Source organism: Streptomyces sp. NPDC102490 (assembly GCF_044765285.1).
Lineage (GTDB): Bacteria > Actinomycetota > Actinomycetes > Streptomycetales > Streptomycetaceae > Streptomyces.
Window position 1 is genome coordinate 163970 of record NZ_JBIWJU010000013.1, and the last position, 16554, is coordinate 180523.

The window sequence follows — 16554 nt, forward strand, 5'->3', positions numbered from 1 at the left end:
CGCCGACAGCCATGCACCCCCGCCGGGACGGGATGGCGAGGCTCACTCCCCCCTCACGTCCCGTGCACCGCCTCTCACTTCTCGAAGCGGTACCCCATGCCCGGCTCGGTGATGAAGTGCCGCGGGTGCGCCGGGTCCGCCTCGAGCTTGCGGCGCAACTGGGCCATGTAGACCCGCAGGTAGTTCGTCTCCGTCCCGTACGACGGCCCCCACACCTCCCGCAGCAGCTGCTTCTGGCTGACCAGGCGCCCCGTGTTGCGCACCAGCACCTCCAGCAGGTGCCACTCGGTGGGCGTCAGGCGTACGTCCCTGCCGCCGCGGTTGACCTTCTTCGCGGCCAGGTCGACGGTGAACTCCGCGGTGTCCACGACGACCTCGTCCTCGCCGCCGGGGACGGGTTCGGCCCGGCGGACGGCGGCCCGCAGCCGGGCCAGCAGCTCGTCCATGCCGAAGGGCTTGGTGACGTAGTCGTCGGCGCCCGCGTCGAGCGCCTCGACCTTCTCGTCGGAGGAGTGCCGGGCGGACAGCACCAGGATCGGCACCCGGGTCCAGCCGCGCAGTCCCCTGATCACCTCGACGCCGTCCATGTCGGGCAGGCCCAGGTCGAGGACCACCACGTCGGGGTGGCGGGCGGCGGCGAGCTGGAGGGCGGTGGCTCCGTCGTGGGCGGCGTCGACCTCGTAGTGCCGTGCCTTGAGGTTGATCACGAGGGCCCGCACGATCTGCGGTTCGTCGTCGATGACGAGCACCCGGGTCATCGGGCTGCCTGCCTTTCTGCTGTCGCCAGGTGATGGGTCGGCCCGGGTCCACCGGACGTGCCGGACGTGCCGGACGTGCCGGTGGAGCCCACCGCGCGGAGGGTGAGGACCATGGTGAGGCCGCCGCCGGGGGTGTCCTCGGCGTTCAGGGTGCCGCCCATCGCCTCGGCGAAACCGCGGGCCACCGCCAGGCCGAGCCCCACCCCGGCTCCGCGCGGGGCGTCGCCGTAACGCTGGAAGGGCTCGAAGATGCGGTCCTTGGCCTCGTCCGGCACGCCCGGCCCGCGGTCCACGACCCGCACCTCGACGCGGTCGGCGAGGGCACTGGCGGCGACCAGGACGGTCCGGTCGTCCGGACTGTACTTGACGGCGTTCTCCACCAGGTTGGCCATCGCCCGCTCCAGGAGCCCGGCGTCCACGGCGACCATGGGCAGCGTCTCGGGGATGTCCAGCTCCGCGCTGCCCTCGGGCACCCCGCCGAGTGCCATCGGCGCCACCTCGTCCACGTCGATCTCGCGGATCAGCGGGGTGACGGTGCCGGTCTGGAGGCGGGACATGTCGAGCAGGTTGCCCACCAGGTGGTCGAGGCGGTCGGCGCCCTCCTCGATGCCTTCGAGCAGCTCCGCCCGGTCCTCCTCGGACCAGGCCACGTCGTCGGACCTGAGGCTGGTCACCGCCGCCTTGATCCCGGCCAGCGGGGTGCGCAGGTCGTGGCTGACGGCGGCCAGCAGCGCCGTGCGGATGCGGTTGCCCTCGGCCAGGGTGCGGGCCCGGTCGGCCTCCTCGCGCAGCCGGCGCCGGTCCAGGACGACGGCGGCCTGGGCGGCGAAGGCGGCGAGGACCCGGCGGTCCTCGGCGGGCAGCACCCGGCCGGTCAGCGCGAGGGCCATGTGGTCGCCGACGGGCATGTCGACGTCCGCGTCCTCCGGGCGGTCGACCGGCGGTCCCGACCCGGCGCGCCCCGCGCAGGTCCAGGGCGCCACGTCGCCCTCCCGTTCCAGGAGGGCGGCCGACTCCATGCCGAAGGTCTCGCGCACCCGTTCCAGGAGCGTCTCCAGGCTGGTCTCGCCGCGCAGCACGTCACCGGCGAGGAAGGACAGGATCTCCGACTCGGCGCGCAGCCGGGCGGCCTGGTGGGTGCGGCGGGCCGCGACGTCGACGACCGAGGCGACGGAGAGCGCGACGCCGACGAATATGGCGAGCGCAAGGATGTTCCTCGGGTCGGCGATGGTGATCCGGTTGACGGGGGGCGTGAAGAACCAGTTCAGCAGCAGCGACCCCACCGCGGCCGAGGCGAGCGCCGGGTACAGGCCGCCGAGCAGGGCGGCCGCGACGGTCAGCGCCAGGTAGAGCAGGACGTCGTTGGCGAGCCCGAGGTGGACCGTGTTGAGCAGCAGCGTCAGCAGCACCGGACCGCCCAGGCCCGCCAGCCAGCCCCAGACGCTCCGGGACCGGCCGAGCCGGGCCCCCCTGGCCACCGGCAGCCCGCGCCCCTTGGCGACCTCCTCGTGGGTGACGATGTGGACGTCCAGGTCGGAGCCGGACTCGCGGGCGACGGTGGCGCCGACGCCGGGCCCGAAGACGTACTGCCAGGTCTTGCGGCGGGAGGAGCCGAGGACGATCTGGGTGGCGTTGACGCCGCGGGCGAAGTCGAGCAGGGCGGCCGGTATGTCCTCGCCGAGCACGTGGTGGAAGGTGCCGCCGAGGTCCTCCACCAGCGTGCGCTGCACGGCCAGCTCCTTCGGGGAGGCGGAGGTCAGCCCGTCGCTGCGGGCTATGTAGACGGCCAGCACCTCGCCGCCGGCGCCCTTCTCGGCGAGGCGCGCGGCCCGCCGTATCAGCGTCCGGCCCTCGGGGCCGCCGGTCAGGCCGACCACGATGCGTTCGCGCGAGCCCCAGATCTTCGAGACCCGGTGCTCGCTGCGGTACTGCTGGAGGTACGCGTCGGCCCGGTCCGCGACCCACAGCAGGGCCAGCTCGCGCAGGGCGGTGAGGTTGCCGGGGCGGAAGTAGTTGGATAGGGCCGCGTCGACCTTGTCCGGCTGGTAGATGTTGCCGTGGGCCATGCGCCGGCGCAGCGCCTGCGGCGACATGTCGACCAGTTCGATCTGGTCCGCGCGCCGCACCACCTCGTCCGGCACCGTCTCGCGCTGCCGTACGCCGGTGATGGACTCCACGACGTCGCCGAGCGACTCCAGGTGCTGGATGTTGACGGTGGAGACGACGTCGATGCCGGCGGCGAGGAGTTCCTCGACGTCCTGCCAGCGCTTGGCGTTGCGCACGCCGGGGACGTTGGTGTGGGCCAGCTCGTCCACCAGGGCCACCCGGGGGCGGCGGGCCAGCACCGCGTCCAGGTCCAGCTCGGTGAAGGCCGCGCCCCGGTACTCGATCTCCCGGCGCGGCACCTCTTCCAGGCCGCGCAGCATCACCTCGGTGCGTGCCCTGCCGTGGTGCTCGACGAAGGCGACGACGCAGTCGGTGCCCCGTTCGACGCGCCGGTGCGCCTCGGACAGCATCGCGTACGTCTTGCCGACGCCCGGTGCCGCACCGAGGTAGATCCGAAGCTTGCCGCGTCCCATGGCCTCATTGTCTTCCGGTCACCGCTGAGTGCGCAGCGTCGACCCTACGACCCGCAAGCGCGGCAAAAGGGGCGGGGGCGGGGGTGCCGGTCGTCCTTGACGGAACTCTGACGCCGGGGCGTCAGGGCTCGACGATCTCCCCGTCCCGAAGCTCCAGCACCCGGTCGGCGAGGTCGAGCAGGGTGGCGTCGTGGGTGGCGACCAGGGCGGTGACCCGTTCGCTGCGTACGACGGCCCGCAGCAGCTCCATCACGGAGTGCCCGGTCTCCGCGTCCAGCTGACCGGTGGGTTCGTCGGCGATCAGCAGCGCGGGCTCGTTGGCGAGGGCGCGGGCGATGGCGACCCGCTGCTGCTGCCCGCCGGACAGCTCGCCGGGGCGCTGGGCGGCGTGGTCGGCGAGGCCCACCAGGGAGAGCAGCAGCTCGACGCGTTCCTCGCGTTCCTTCGGCGCGGTCCGGCGCAACCGCAGCGGGACGCCGACGTTCTCGGCGGCGGTGAGGATCGGGATGAGCCCGAAGGACTGGAAGACGAAGCCGACCCGGTCCCGGCGCAGCGCGAGCAGCCCGTCCTCGTCCAGCTCCGCGAGGTCCCGGCCGTCGACCTCCACCCGCCCGGCGTCCGGTGTGTCGAGGCCCCCGACGATGTTGAGCAGGGTGGTCTTCCCGGACCCCGAGCGCCCCTTGAGGGCGACCAGCTCACCGCGCGGCACGTCGAAGGAGACGCCGCGCAGGGCGTGCACGGCGGCGCTGTCCCTGCCGTACGACTTCCGCACGTCCGCGACGCGCACCATGGTCTCCGTGACCACCCGGCTCATGTGGTGCCCTCCCCCGTCGTGCCCGCGACCGGGCGCCAGTATCACCACCGCGGGCCGGCGGATTCAACGGCCGAGGCCCGATTGTCCGAGGCGATGGCCCGGGTCCGTACGCGAAAGGGCCGCGTCCCCCTGGACGCGGCCCTCGTGGCGCTCGTACGGCGAAGAGCCGTGCCGGGTCTCCGCTAGCGAACCTCAGTGATCTCCGGGCCGCGCTGGAGCTGGCCCATGCCGCCGGCGAAGCGGGAGCCCTCCTCCTGCTGGACACCTTCGGGGACCATCTGCGCGTCGTTCGGCAGCTTCAGGACGATGGGGTCGCGGGGGGCCATCGGGCCCTCGCCGCGGACGACGACGGTGTCCCGGAAGATCTGCTCCAGCAGACCGGCGGCCTGCGGCTGCACCGCTCCCTGGCCCGAGATCACGCCGCGCAGGAACCAGCGGGGCCCGTCCACGCCGACGAACCGCACGACCTGGAAGCCGCTCGTGCCGTCCGGCAGCTGCACCGGGACCTGGGCCCGCAGCTCCCAGCCCAGCGGACCCTCGACCTCGTCGATGATGCCGCCCTGCTGGGTGATGCCGGAGCCGATCTCCTCGCGCACCTCGCCCCAGATGCCCTCGCGCTTGGGTGCGGCGAAGCCCTGGAGCTGGATGGCGCTGTCGCGCAGTACGACGGTCGCGGCGACGATCGCGTCGCCCGCGACCTCCACCCTCAGTTCCATGCCGTCGACCCCGGGGATGAACAGGCCGCCCAGGTCGACCCGGCCCTCGCCCGGGTCGCGGACCTCGGTGCTGTCCCAGGGCCCGTCGGGGCGCGGCTCGGGCTCGAGCCGCACGCGTTCGCGCTCTTCGTCCGCCTCGGTGTCGACGCTGTCGACGACCTGCTCGGTCTCGCCGGCCGCGTCCTCGGCGGCATCCCTCTTCTTGCGACGTCCGAACACGTCACTGTCCTTCCCGGTCGGATACGACCGAAGCGTATCGATTCCCACCCGTCGGGCCGCCCTCGGCGACCTGACCGCTTGTGCCGCTTGCCCGGTCCAACCCGGCGTGGCCGCCGGTGGACCCGAAGCCCCCCTCGGCCCGCGCCGAGTCGGGAAGCTCCGCGACCTGACGGAAGCGGACCCTCTCGACCTGCTGGACGACCAGTTGGGCAATCCGGTCGAAGCGCTCGAACCGCACGCTCTCGCGCGGGTCGAGATTCACCACGATCACCTTGATCTCCCCACGGTACCCGGCATCAATCGTCCCCGGGGCATTCACGAGGGCGACACCGCAGCGGGCGGCCAGTCCGGAACGTGGGTGCACGAAGGCCGCGTACCCCTCGGGGAGCGCCACAGACACGCCCGTGGGCAGAACGGCGCGTTCGCCGGGCGCCAGCTCGCAGCCGACGGTGGTGCACAGGTCGGCGCCCGCGTCGCCGGGCTGCGCGTACGCGGGCAGCGGTACGTCGGGGTCGACGCGGCGGATCAGCACCTCGAGGTCGGCACGGCTCACGGGTTCACCTCGAAGGCGCGGGCGCGGCGGAGCTGGTCGGGGTCGTCCATGGCGGCGCGGATCTCCTCCTCGCGGCCGTTCTGGACGAAGTGCTCGACCTTGACCTCGATGAAGAGGGCGTCGGCGCGGACGGCTACGGGGCCGTCGGGTCCGCCGATCCGGCCGGTGGCGGTGGAGTAGATCTTCCGGCCGGCCACCGCGGTGACCTCGGCCTCCAGGTAGAGCGTCGTGCCCACGGGCACCGGGCGCCGGAAGTCGGTCTCCAGCCGTCCGGTCACCGCGATCGTGCGCAGCAGCCAGTTCAGCGAGCCCAGCGTCTCGTCCAGGGCGGTGGCCAGCACACCGCCGTGCGCCAGACCGGGGGCGCCCTGGTGGGCGGGGCGGACGGTGAACTCGGCGGTGATCGACACGCCTTCGCCCGCCCTCGCCTGGAGGTGCAGTCCGTGGGGCTGGTCGCCGCCGCAGCCGAAGCACTGGCCGTAGTGGGCGCCGAGCAGCTCGCCGGGGGCGGGCGCGTCGGGGTGCCGTACGGGTTTCACGGCGTCGGCGGGGGGCTGGAGACCTGGGGATGTACCACTCACAGGCGCAGACCTTACCCGCGCGTCGGCCGAACACCGATACCGTGCCAAGCTTGGCTCATGCAGCTCTCCACGGCCCCGTACGAAGAACGACTCACCGCGCCCCGCTCCTGGTGGCTGGTCTCCTTCCTGGTGGGGCTGGCGTTCGCGCTGATCCTGCTGCCGTTCGGCACGCTGCCGATGCTGGGCGGCCTGGCGGGCGGGACCGCGGTGGCCGCGGTGGCGGCCAGTTCGTACGGCGCGGTCCGCATCCGGATCGTGGGCGACTCGCTGATCGCGGGCGAGGCGAAGGTGCCGCTCTCGGCGCTGGGCGAGGCGGAGATCCTCGACCCGGAGGAGGCCCGCGCCTGGCGCACGTACAAGGCCGACACCCGGGCGTTCCTGCTGCTGCGCGCCTACATCCCGCGGGCCGTGCGGGTGCTGGTCACGGACCCGCAGGACCCGACTCCGTACCTGTACCTGTCGACGCGCGAGCCGGAGCGGCTGGTCGAGGCCCTGACGGCGGCGAAGGCCGCGGCCGCGTAGCGCCGGTCCCGCGGGACGCGCGAGCGCGGACCGCGGTCAGCGGCCGTCTTTGCCGAAGTTTTCCCCGCGGCCGGCGGCGCCGGGTCCGATGCCCTTGGTGATCTCGCCCAGGTCCAGGGCGTCCTGCGGGCGTTCCAGGGCGGGGAGGTCGTCCAGGGCGCTCCAGGCGACCTGGTGCTTGCGCAGGTCGGTCCGGATCCTGGCGGCCAGCTTTCTGGTGTCGCGGCGGTTCATGACGGCGCCCACGGCCGCGCCCACCATGAACGGCATCAGGTTCGGCAGGTCGCGCACCATCCGCTTCATGATCTGCTGGCGCAGCTGGCGCTTCATGTGGCCGTTCATCGCCGAGCCGAGGGTCGACGGCTGGGACACGTCGACGCCGCGTTCGTCCGACCACGAGTTCAGGTACGCGGTGCTGCGCTGCGCGAGGCTGCCGGGCGGGCGTACGCCGTAGACCTCGTGGAGTTCGGCGATCAGCTTGAGCTCGATCGCCGCTACGCCGGTGATCTCCGCGGCCAGTTCGGTGGGCATCGCGGGCGGCACGGGCAGCATCGCCGCCGCTCCGATGCCCGCTCCCACGGTCGCCGTGCCCTTGGCCGCGCCGGCCACGAGCCGGTCGGCCAGCTCTTCGGGCCCGAGGCCCGGGAACTGCCTGCGCAGCGTCGCCAGGTCCCGTACGGGCACCCGTGGGGCCAGGTCGATGATCCGGTCGGCGAGGTGCCCCAGGGCCGCCCTGGCGCGGGCACCGCCGTTGCGGACCCCCTGTCCCGCCTTCTGCCGGAACGCCGCTGCCCGGCGCCGGGCAGCGGGCGCCGGCGGTCGTGTGGTCGCCGGGAGGTCACTCCGGTCGGCCACCGGTTCGAGCGGGGCCTTCCCTGTATCGGTCGGGCCCCGCTCGTCGTCACGCGCGCTGTACGGGCCGTCGGACGGCCCTTGGTCCGCTCCCCGTCGGGAGAAACGGCGCTTCCAGGGAGGGGTCGAGCCAGTCACGGCCGACCCCGCCTCAGTCGCAGTCGCGGCAGATGGGCTGGCCGTTCTTCTCCCGGGCCAGCTGGCTGCGGTGGTGGACCAGGAAGCAGCTCATGCAGGTGAACTCGTCCTGCTGCTTCGGCAGTACACGGACGGCCAGTTCCTCGTTCGAGAGGTCGGCGCCGGGAAGTTCGAGCCCTTCCGCGGCCTCGAACTCGTCGACGTCGACGGCCGAGGCGGACTTGTCGTTCCGCCTGGCCTTCAGCTCTTCGAGGCTGTCCGAGTCGACGTCGTCGTCGGTCTTGCGTGGAGTGTCGTAATCGGTTGCCATGGTCGCTCTCCCCCTCTGGGTGTCTGCGGTGTCTTCAGCGCACGTAACGCGTGAGAGGCCGGACTTGTGCCCGACCTGAGGCGGAGATTTTGCCTCACATCAAGGTCTGTTACTCAATCGACACCCAACCGGACTCCTCATGAGTGATCGGCTTGGATGGCGATGGGGACCGTACACGGTCCGAATGCCGCACTTCAAAGGCGTCTCACCGTGTACTTCCCGTGATCAGGGCCCCTGAAAACCGGGATTTTCCCGGCTTTCCGACAGGGTGCATGATCACGGAGAGTAGAGGGCGGGAAAGCCTCCGCTGTGATCGATCACACAGGCGACTCCGAGGCCGGTGGCCTGGAAATTCCGCTCAAAGCGAACACCCTCGGGTCTCGGTGCGATGTCGGGGTCATGATCTCAGACGGGCAGGGTCACCCGCATCACGAGCCCTCCGCCCTCGCGCGGCTGGGCGTAGATGTGCCCGCCGTGCGCCCGGGCCACGGACCGCGCGATGGACAGCCCGAGCCCGACGCCCTTGTCGCTGCCCGTCCGCTCGGTGCGCAGCCGCCGGAACGGCTCGAAGAGGTTGTCCACCTCGTACGCCGGCACCACCGGGCCCGTGTTGGTGACCACCAGGACCGCCTGGCCGTTCTCCACGGCGGTGGTGACCTCCACCCAGCCCTGTTCGGCCACGTTGTAGCGCACGGCGTTCTGGACGAGGTTCAGGGCGATCCGCTCCAGCAGGACGCCGTTGCCCTGGACCACCGCGGCCTCGCGGGTGCCGCGGAGCTCCACGCCCTTGCCCTCGGCCTCGGCGTGCACCTGGTCGATGGCCTGGCCGGCCACCTCGGCGAGGTCCACCGGTTTGCGCTCGACGATCTGGTTGTCGCTGCGGGCCAGCAGCAGCAGGCCCTCGACCAGTTGCTCACTGCGTTCGTTGGTCGCCAGCAGCGTCTTGCCGAGCTGCTGGAGCTCCACCGGCGCGTTCGGATCGGACAGATGCACTTCCAGGAGGGTGCGGTTGATCGCCAGCGGCGTGCGCAGCTCGTGGGAGGCGTTGCCGACGAAGCGCTGCTGGGCGGTGAAGGCCCGCTGAAGCCGCTCCAGCATGTCGTCGAAGGTGTCGGCCAGCTCCTTCAGCTCGTCGTCCGGGCCGTCCAGCTCGATCCGGCGGGAGAGGTCGGAGCCGGCCACCGCGCGCGCGGTGCGGGTGATCCGGCCCAGCGGCGACAGGACGCGTCCGGCCATGGCGTAGCCGAAGGCGAAGGCGATCACGGCGAGGCCGAGCAGCGCCATCAGCGAGCGGCTGAGCAGGTTGTCCAGGGCGACCTTGCGCTGGTGGTCCATGCAGTCGCTGATCGCCGCGTTGAAGTCGGACAGCGACAGATTGCCGTTGTCCACGACGGGACAGTCGCTGCTGGAGACCTTGAGGTCGGCGAAGTCGACGATCTTGTACAGCGGTTCGTTGCCGGTGCGCACCGCCTGGGCGGCCAGCAGGTAGATGATCGACAGCAGCAGGATGCCGGCGATCAGGAACATGCCGCCGTACAGCAGCGTGAGCCTTATCCGGATGGTGGGGCGCAGCCACGGCAGGGGCGTGGCCGAGCGGGGGTCCCAGGTGGGCTTGGGGGGCGCCCCGGGGGGCGCGGGTGTCGTCGCCACGGCCGCTCAGATCCGGTAGCCGGAGCCGGGCACGGTGACGATGACCGGCGGCTCGCCCAGCTTGCGGCGCAGGGTCATCACGGTCACGCGCACGACGTTGGTGAACGGGTCGGTGTTCTCGTCCCACGCCTTCTCGAGGAGCTGCTCCGCGGAGACCACCGCGCCCTCGCTGCGCATGAGGACCTCGAGCACGGCGAACTCCTTGGGGGCGAGCTGCACCTCCTTGCCGTCCCGGAAGACCTCGCGGCGGTTGGGGTCGAGCTTGATCCCGGCCCGCTCCAGGACGGGCGGCAGGGGCACGCTGGTCCGCCGGCCCAGGGCGCGCACGCGGGCGATCAGCTCGCTGAACGCGAAGGGCTTGGGCAGGTAGTCGTCGGCGCCGATCTCCAGGCCCTCGACCCGGTCGCTGACGTCGCCGGAGGCGGTGAGCATGAGCACGCGCGTGGGCATGCCCAGCTCGACGATCTTGCGGCAGACGTCGTCGCCGTGCACGAGGGGGAGGTCGCGGTCGAGGACGACCACGTCGTAGTCGTTGACGCCGATGCGTTCGAGGGCGGCCGCACCGTCGTACACGACGTCGACGGCCATGGCCTCCCGGCGCAGTCCGGTGGCCACCGCATCGGCGAGCAGCTGCTCGTCCTCGACGACGAGTACGCGCACGTCGCTTGTCCTTCCTGTGTCCACCCGCGTAGCGCTTCTGGCACGCACGAGGGCAGGGGGCTGGTGGGTGTGTTGCCTCCATCCTGCCCTTTTCGGCCATAAGTCGGCGGTAAGCCGGGTGAGGGGCCGGTGACGGAGAAGGGTGCGGAAAGGCCGCGGAAGCGGGAATGCGAGATTTTCTCGCGCGGTTGAGGTTTCCGCGAAGGGGAGCTGGGGGAGGACGGCTTTACACCCCGCGATCACGCTCTGCCTGTACCGCGTCACCGCGCGGTACGCCGCGGTCCGCTTCCGCAGAGCGGGCGTGGGTGTCCGGCACCGCCGCCGCCCGGCCCGGCAGCGCTGGGCACTCCACCGGAGGCGTGATCGCCCCTTCCGACCGGCACACCCCCGTGCCAACGACCCACGACCCAGGACGAGGGGGCGCAGCATGGACGCTTTCACCGCAGGACTTCTGCAGCGCATAAAGACGACGGAGTCCGACCTGTCCCGGGCCCGCGACGAGGGCGACGACTACCTTGTCGACGTGGAGCTGGGCGAGCTGGACGATCTGCGCCGTCTCGCTGCCGAGCACGGCGTGGAGGTCAGCGCGACCAACGCCTGATCGGCCCGTGAGGACGAGGCCCCGGTGGGATCCAGCACCGGGGCCTCGTCGTGCGCGCTCCGCGTCCGGCGGTGGGCCGGCGGCGGAGCGGCACCCCACCTTTCGCCCGACCGCCCATGGACTACGCGCCGAAGTCCGTCAGGAGCCGCTGGAGGGGTTCGAAGACGGCCGGGGTGGCAGCGATGGCGAGGTCGCCGGTGGGGCGCTCACCGGGGCGTCCACCGGTCACGGCGCCCGCCTCGCGGGCGATCAGGTCACCGGCCGCGAGGTCCCAGGGATGCAGCCCGCGCTCGTAGTAGCCGTCGAGGCGCCCCGCGGCCACGTCGCACAGGTCGATCGCGGCCGAGCCGCCGCGCCGGATGTCCCGCACCAGCGGGATGAGCCGCCGCGCGATCTCGGCCTGCTCCGCGCGGACGTCGGCGACGTAGTTGAAGCCGGTGGAGACCAGCGCCTGGTCCAGCGGTGCCGCGGACCGGCAGGCGAGCCTGCGTTCGCCCTCCCAGGCGCCCGTCGCCCAGGCGCCGCCGCCCAGCACCGCGTGGTAGGACTCGCCCCGCATCGGGGCCACGACCACGCCGGCCACCCGCTCGCCGTCCTGCTCGGCGGCGATGGAGACCGCCCAGGTGGGCAGGCCGTAGAGGTAGTTGACGGTGCCGTCGAGCGGGTCGATGACCCAGCGGACGCCGCTGCTGCCCTCCGTGGCGGCGCCCTCCTCGCCGAGGAAGCCGTCGTCGGGGCGGTGGTCGGCGATCAGCCCGGTGATCAGCTTCTCCGCCGCGATGTCCATCTCGGTGACCACGTCGATCGGGCTGGACTTGGTGGCGGCGACCGCGAGGTCGGCCGGGCGTCCGTCCCGCAGCAGCTCCCCCGCGCGGTGGGCGGCCTCCTGGGCGATCTTCAGCAGCTCGGCATGGAGCGGGTCGGGCGTCACGTCGGTCACGGGGCTCCTCACGCGTAGGGACTGTCGGCGCCCGCGGCGGCGGGCCGGGGGGAACGGGCGGGGCAGCAGCCGACCGGGCACAGGTTGTGGCTCGCGCCGAGCCTGCCGAGGGCGCAGGGCGTGGCTTCCTGCCCGCGCTCGTCGGCCGCCCGCTCCAGGACCAGGTCGCGGACGGCGGCGGCGAAGCGCGGGTCGGCGCCCACGGTGGCCGAGCGGCGCACCGGCAACCCCAGCTCCTCGGCCTTGGCGGTGGCCTCCGTGTCGAGGTCGTACAGGACCTCCATGTGGTCGGAGACGAACCCGATGGGGGCCATCACCACGGCGGGGGCGCCGGCCGCCCGCCGCTCCTCCAGGTGGTCGCAGATGTCGGGCTCGAGCCACGGGATGTGGGGGGCGCCGGAGCGGGACTGGTAGACGAGCTGCCAGGGGTGGTCGACGCCGGTGCGCTCGCGCACGGCGTCGGCGATCAGCTGCGCCACGTCCAGGTGCTGGCGCACGTACGCCCCGCCGTCGCCGTGTTCCTCGACCGGACCGGAGGTGTCGGCGGCGGAGGTGGGGATCGAGTGGGTGCAGAACGCGAGGTGCGCGCCGTCCCGGACCTCCTCGGGCAGCTCGGCGAGGGACCGGAGGACACCGTCGACCATGGGCTCGACGAAGCCCGGGTGGTTGAAGTAGTGCCGGAGCTTGTCGACCTTGGGCGGCTCCAGCCCCTCGGACTCCAGGGCGGCCAGGGCGTCCGCGAGGTTCTCGCGGTACTGGCGGCAGCCCGAGTAGGAGGCGTAGGCGCTGGTGGCGAGGACCAGGACGCGGCGGCGGCCGTCGCCGGCCATCTCGCGCAGGGTGTCCGTCAGGTACGGCGCCCAGTTGCGGTTGCCCCAGTAGACCGGCAGGTCCAGGCCGTGCTCGGCGAAGTCCTTGCGCAGGGCGTCCAGCAGGGCGCGGTTCTGGTCGTTGATGGGGCTGACGCCGCCGAAGAGGAAGTAGTGCTGTCCGACTTCCTTGAGGCGTTCCTTGGGGATGCCGCGCCCCCGGGTCACGTTCTCCAGGAACGGGACCACGTCGTCCGGGCCCTCCGGGCCGCCGAACGAGAGCAGGAGCAGGGCGTCGTAGGGGCTGGCATCGAGCACGTCTGGCATGCCCCGATCCTGCCACCCGGCACGGACAGCGGGGAAACGGTGGGGTACCGGCCGCGCGTTCCACCAGGTCCGAGGGGGTGTTTCCGAACGGGGGGACGAGTAACCTGTATCGACTGCGTTCGCACCTTACCGAGCCGTGACCGAGCCGCTTCCGGAGACCTCCTTGGCCAGTCCTTACCGCGCCCTGTTCGCCCTCCCCGGCACCAAGGGCTTCTCCGCCGCGGGCTTCCTCGGCCGGATGCCGCTGTCGATGATGGGCATCGGCGTGGTGACGATGATCTCGCAGCTCACCGGGCGGTACGGACTGGCCGGGGCCCTGTCGGCCACCATCGCGCTGGCCGCCGCCGTGGCCGGTCCGCAGGTCTCCCGGCTGGTGGACCGGTACGGGCAGCGCCGGGTCCTGCGCCCGGCGACCCTGGTGTCGCTGACCGCGGCGGCCGTGCTGCTGCCCGCCGCGCACTACGGGTGGCCGGACTGGGTGCTGTTCGTGGCCTGCGTCGGCATCGGCTGCGTGCCGAGCCTCGGGGCGATGGTCCGGGCCCGCTGGGCGGCCCTGTACCGGGGCACACCGCAGCTGCACACCGCGTACTCCTTCGAGTCCGTGGTGGACGAGGTCTGCTTCATCTTCGGCCCGATCATCTCCATCGGCCTGTCCACGGCCTGGTTCCCGGAGGCCGGGCCGCTGCTCGCCGCCTGCTTCCTGGCGGCCGGCGTCTTCTGGCTGACCTCGCAGCGCGCCACCGAGCCGGAACCGCACCCGCGCGAGCACAAGGGCGGCGGCACGGCGCTGCGCTCCCGGGGCTTGCAGGTCCTGGTCGGCACGTTCGCGGCCACGGGGACGATCTTCGGGGCCATCGACGTCGTCACCGTGGCGTTCGCCGAGGAGGAGGGGCACAAGGCCGCCGCCAGCCTCGTCCTCGCCCTCTACGCGGCGGGATCGTGCACGGCGGCCATGATTTTCGGGCTGCTGCGCTTCGCCGGACCGCCGGAACGCCGCTGGCTCCTGGGCGTGTGTGCGATGGCCGTGAGTATGATCCCCCTCCTACTGGTCGGAAACTTGCCGTTTCTGGCCGCGGCGCTGTTCGTTGCGGGTCTGTCCATCGCTCCCACGATGATCACGACGATGTCCCTCATCGAAGAGCACGTACCACGCACACAGCTCACCGAGGGCATGACCTGGGTGAGTACCGGACTCGCGGTCGGGGTCGCGCTCGGCTCCTCCGCGGGCGGCTGGGTGATCGACGCTTCCGGGGCGCGTGCCGGGTACGGGGTTCCGGCGGTGGCCGGGGCCGTCGCGGTCGCGGTCGGTTTCCTCGGGTACCGCCGGCTCAAGCGGCCGGAACCGCGTCGGGGAGGGACCGTTGAGCAGCACACGCACGGCGAGCGGCAGGACGAGCGGCCGGAACGGCACATGGCGTAACTGGGGCGGCAACGTCTCGGCGCGTCCCGCGCGGGAGGTCACTCCCGCCTCCGTCGACGAACTGGCCGAGGTCGTCCGCCGGGCGGCCGAGGACGGGCAGCGGGTCAAGGCGGTCGGCACCGGGCACTCGTTCACGTCGATAGCCGCGACGGACGGTGTGTTGATCCGCCCTCAACTGTTGACGGGCATCCGCGGCATCGACCGGGACGCCATGACGGTCACGGTCGAGGCCGGCACCCCGCTCAAGAGACTCAACATGGCGCTCGCGCGGGAGGGCCTGTCGCTGACCAACATGGGCGACATCATGGAGCAGACCGTCTCCGGGGCCACCAGCACCGGCACCCACGGCACGGGCCGCGAATCGGCCTCGATCGCCGCCCAGATCCGGGGCCTGGAGCTGGTCACGGCGGACGGTTCGGTACTGACCTGCTCCGAGGACGAGAACCCCGACGTGTTCGCCGCCGCCCGGATCGGCCTCGGAGCACTGGGCGTCGTCACCGCGATCACCTTCGCCGTGGAGCCGGTCTTCCTGCTCACGGCCCGCGAGGAGCCGATGCCGTTCGACCGGGTCCTGGCCGACTTCGACGAACTGTGGGCGGAGAACGAGCACTTCGAGTTCTACTGGTTCCCGCACACCGGCAGCACCAACACCAAGCGCAACAACCGCAGCGCCGGTCCGGAGCGGCCGCTGGGCCGGTTCCAGGGCTGGCTGGACGACGAGTTCCTCTCCAACGGCCTCTTCCAGGCGGTCAACTGGGTCGGCCGCGCGGCGCCCGCCACCATCCCGGCGATCGCCCGGATCTCCAGCAGGGCACTCTCCGCGCGGACGTACACGGACACTCCCTACAAGGTCTTCACCTCCCCGCGCCGGGTGCGGTTCGTGGAGATGGAGTACGCCGTCCCGCGCGGGGCCGTCGTCGAGGTGCTGCGCGAGCTGAGGGCGATGGTGGAGCGGTCACGGCTGCGGATCAGCTTCCCGGTCGAGGTGCGTACGGCCCCGGCCGACGACATCACACTGTCCACCGCATCGGGCCGCGACAGCGCGTACATCGCCGTGCACATGTTCCGGGGCACGCCCTACCAGGCGTACTTCACCGCCGCCGAGCGCATCTTCACGGCGCACGAGGGCCGGCCGCACTGGGGCAAGGTGCACACCCGGGACGCCGCGTACTTCTCCCGGGTGTACCCGCGCTTCGGGGAGTTCACGGCGCTGCGGGACCGTCTTGACCCGGACCGTCTGTTCCAGAACGACTACTTGCGCCGGGTTCTGGGGTCGTAGCCGAGGCGCCCGGCTCGGGGGTCCCGGTGTCACCGGCCCCCTCGTCACCGGTGGCGTCCCGGGTGGGCGTCGGGCTGGGGTCCGTACCGCCGTCCTCGGTGGCACCGTCGTCGGGCGAAGTGCCGTCGCCGGTTGCCCCCGGGCTGCCGGAAGGGGTAGCGGAGGGGGCGTCGTCCCCGGACCCGGGGTCCTTCGCGTCGCCCGAGTCACCGGAGCCGCCCGGGTCCCGGCCGTCCCGCGCTCCCCCGGGGTCGCCGGAGTCGGAATCGCCGGGCTTCCCCGAATCGGCCCCGGACTTGTTGTGCCCCGTGAAGGCGCTGCCGACGGTGGTGCTGTGGCCGCCGCTCAGGTTCTGGCCGGAGGCGACCTCGAAGACGGTGATCCCGGCCATGGTGACACCGAAGACGAGGGCCGCCGCGAGCAACGGGCGGCGCCAGCCCTTGGCCCGCGCGCGGTAGACGGTGCCCTCGGTGAACTCGCCCGAAGCCGAAGCCGAAGCCGAAGCAGAACCAGAAGCGGGAGCCGAAGCGGGCGCGGAAGCGACGGTGCGCTTCACCCGGATCTGCTCCCCGGTGCGCTTGAAGAAGTGCTGGAGCACCGAGCCCCCGCAGGTGGCGACGACACTGATCAGACCGGCACCGGCGATCGTGCCGTAGACGCCGAAGGAGGAGGCGAGTTTGGCGGCCACCACCGCGGCCAGGGCGCTGCCCGCGACCTGGGGCACGCTCAGGTCGATCCGCCTGGACTCCCCCTTCGAACCCACGTCCACCTCAGCCGCGTCATCGGACCTTTCACGCATGGTCGGACCTTGCCTGCCTTTCCCGTA

17 protein-coding genes are annotated in these 16554 nt (G+C 72.3%); 4 read left to right on the forward strand and 13 right to left on the reverse strand.

Annotation, left to right across the window (positions count from 1 at the left end; genetic code table 11):
- Positions 1-74: 74 nt before the first annotated feature.
- The 6 genes from ACIRGB_RS28675 to ACIRGB_RS28700 all read right to left on the reverse strand — a co-directional run bounded on the left by ACIRGB_RS28675 (position 75) and on the right by ACIRGB_RS28700 (position 6220).
- Positions 75-758 carry a response regulator gene (locus ACIRGB_RS28675; RefSeq protein ID WP_356362815.1) on the reverse strand — a complete coding sequence of 228 codons (684 nt, stop codon included), beginning with the start codon at positions 756-758 and terminating at the stop codon, positions 75-77.
- Positions 755-3337 carry an ATP-binding protein gene (locus tag ACIRGB_RS28680; protein ID WP_403871067.1) on the reverse strand — a complete coding sequence of 861 codons (2583 nt, stop codon included), beginning with the start codon at positions 3335-3337 and terminating at the stop codon, positions 755-757. The genes ACIRGB_RS28675 and ACIRGB_RS28680 overlap by 4 nt, the downstream gene beginning before the upstream one ends.
- A gap of 121 nt (positions 3338-3458) precedes the next feature.
- Positions 3459-4151: an ABC transporter ATP-binding protein gene (locus ACIRGB_RS28685; RefSeq protein WP_403871070.1), complete on the reverse strand. Its 693-nt coding sequence runs from the start codon at positions 4149-4151 to the stop codon at positions 3459-3461.
- Positions 4152-4333: 182 nt separating this feature from the next.
- Entirely contained in the window at positions 4334-5086 is a 753-nt protein-coding gene (locus ACIRGB_RS28690) for a DUF3710 domain-containing protein (RefSeq protein ID WP_403871073.1), read from the reverse strand.
- A gap of 1 nt (position 5087) precedes the next feature.
- Positions 5088-5639: a dUTP diphosphatase gene (dut, locus tag ACIRGB_RS28695; protein ID WP_403871076.1), complete on the reverse strand. Its 552-nt coding sequence runs from the start codon at positions 5637-5639 to the stop codon at positions 5088-5090.
- A complete protein-coding gene (locus ACIRGB_RS28700; protein ID WP_189749633.1) occupies positions 5636-6220 on the reverse strand; it encodes a PaaI family thioesterase in 585 nt (194 codons plus the stop codon). Before ACIRGB_RS28700 ends, dut begins: the two co-directional genes overlap by 4 nt.
- 57 nt (positions 6221-6277) lie before the next feature.
- Here ACIRGB_RS28700 and ACIRGB_RS28705 point away from each other — a divergent pair, with 57 nt between their 5' ends.
- A complete protein-coding gene (locus ACIRGB_RS28705; RefSeq protein ID WP_403871080.1) occupies positions 6278-6742 on the forward strand; it encodes a DUF3093 domain-containing protein in 465 nt (154 codons plus the stop codon).
- A 36-nt stretch (positions 6743-6778) separates the two neighbouring features.
- Here the strand turns inward: ACIRGB_RS28705 and ACIRGB_RS28710 are convergent, their stop codons facing one another.
- The 4 genes from ACIRGB_RS28710 to ACIRGB_RS28725 all read right to left on the reverse strand — a co-directional run bounded on the left by ACIRGB_RS28710 (position 6779) and on the right by ACIRGB_RS28725 (position 10352).
- Positions 6779-7732 (reverse strand): hypothetical protein, encoded by a 954-nt coding sequence (locus ACIRGB_RS28710; protein WP_403871083.1) that lies wholly within the window; start codon positions 7730-7732, stop codon positions 6779-6781.
- Positions 7733-7745: 13 nt separating this feature from the next.
- Positions 7746-8042: a DUF4193 domain-containing protein gene (locus ACIRGB_RS28715; protein ID WP_003993510.1), complete on the reverse strand. Its 297-nt coding sequence runs from the start codon at positions 8040-8042 to the stop codon at positions 7746-7748.
- A gap of 405 nt (positions 8043-8447) precedes the next feature.
- Positions 8448-9692: a sensor histidine kinase gene (locus ACIRGB_RS28720; RefSeq protein ID WP_403871086.1), complete on the reverse strand. Its 1245-nt coding sequence runs from the start codon at positions 9690-9692 to the stop codon at positions 8448-8450.
- 6 nt (positions 9693-9698) lie between these two features.
- Positions 9699-10352 carry a response regulator transcription factor gene (locus ACIRGB_RS28725; protein ID WP_003993508.1) on the reverse strand — a complete coding sequence of 218 codons (654 nt, stop codon included), beginning with the start codon at positions 10350-10352 and terminating at the stop codon, positions 9699-9701.
- A 427-nt stretch (positions 10353-10779) separates the two neighbouring features.
- Here ACIRGB_RS28725 and ACIRGB_RS28730 point away from each other — a divergent pair, with 427 nt between their 5' ends.
- Positions 10780-10953: a hypothetical protein gene (locus tag ACIRGB_RS28730; protein ID WP_403871090.1), complete on the forward strand. Its 174-nt coding sequence runs from the start codon at positions 10780-10782 to the stop codon at positions 10951-10953.
- Between the two features lie 121 nt (positions 10954-11074).
- On the opposite strand, the gene ACIRGB_RS28735 is transcribed toward ACIRGB_RS28730, so the two are convergent.
- Positions 11075-11893: an inositol monophosphatase family protein gene (locus ACIRGB_RS28735; RefSeq protein ID WP_403871093.1), complete on the reverse strand. Its 819-nt coding sequence runs from the start codon at positions 11891-11893 to the stop codon at positions 11075-11077.
- A gap of 8 nt (positions 11894-11901) precedes the next feature.
- Positions 11902-13029 (reverse strand): ferrochelatase, encoded by a 1128-nt coding sequence (locus ACIRGB_RS28740; protein ID WP_403871096.1) that lies wholly within the window; start codon positions 13027-13029, stop codon positions 11902-11904.
- A gap of 163 nt (positions 13030-13192) precedes the next feature.
- Here ACIRGB_RS28740 and ACIRGB_RS28745 point away from each other — a divergent pair, with 163 nt between their 5' ends.
- Positions 13193-14449 carry an MFS transporter gene (locus ACIRGB_RS28745; protein ID WP_403871390.1) on the forward strand — a complete coding sequence of 419 codons (1257 nt, stop codon included), beginning with the start codon at positions 13193-13195 and terminating at the stop codon, positions 14447-14449.
- A complete protein-coding gene (locus tag ACIRGB_RS28750) occupies positions 14391-15728 on the forward strand; it encodes a D-arabinono-1,4-lactone oxidase (protein ID WP_403871099.1) in 1338 nt (445 codons plus the stop codon). Before ACIRGB_RS28745 ends, ACIRGB_RS28750 begins: the two co-directional genes overlap by 59 nt.
- Here ACIRGB_RS28750 and ACIRGB_RS28755 read toward each other — a convergent pair.
- On the reverse strand, positions 15652-16527 hold the full coding sequence (locus ACIRGB_RS28755) for a hypothetical protein (protein ID WP_403871101.1): 876 nt from the start codon (positions 16525-16527) through the stop codon (positions 15652-15654). The genes ACIRGB_RS28750 and ACIRGB_RS28755 overlap by 77 nt on opposite strands.
- Positions 16528-16554 lie beyond the last annotated feature (27 nt).

What these genes read in the sequence shown, in the direction of transcription:
- ACIRGB_RS28755 (WP_403871101.1), bottom strand. Translation starts at nt 16,527, where the DNA reads ATGCGTGAAAGGTCCGATGACGCGGCTGAGGTGGACGTGGGTTCGAAG.
- ACIRGB_RS28705 (WP_403871080.1), top strand. Translation starts at nt 6,278, where the DNA reads ATGCAGCTCTCCACGGCCCCGTACGAAGAACGACTCACCGCGCCCCGC.
- ACIRGB_RS28715 (WP_003993510.1), bottom strand. Translation starts at nt 8,042, where the DNA reads ATGGCAACCGATTACGACACTCCACGCAAGACCGACGACGACGTCGAC.
- ACIRGB_RS28675 (WP_356362815.1), bottom strand. Translation starts at nt 758, where the DNA reads ATGACCCGGGTGCTCGTCATCGACGACGAACCGCAGATCGTGCGGGCC.
- ACIRGB_RS28680 (WP_403871067.1), bottom strand. Translation starts at nt 3,337, where the DNA reads ATGGGACGCGGCAAGCTTCGGATCTACCTCGGTGCGGCACCGGGCGTC.
- ACIRGB_RS28685 (WP_403871070.1), bottom strand. Translation starts at nt 4,151, where the DNA reads ATGAGCCGGGTGGTCACGGAGACCATGGTGCGCGTCGCGGACGTGCGG.
- ACIRGB_RS28740 (WP_403871096.1), bottom strand. Translation starts at nt 13,029, where the DNA reads ATGCCAGACGTGCTCGATGCCAGCCCCTACGACGCCCTGCTCCTGCTC.
- ACIRGB_RS28730 (WP_403871090.1), top strand. Translation starts at nt 10,780, where the DNA reads ATGGACGCTTTCACCGCAGGACTTCTGCAGCGCATAAAGACGACGGAG.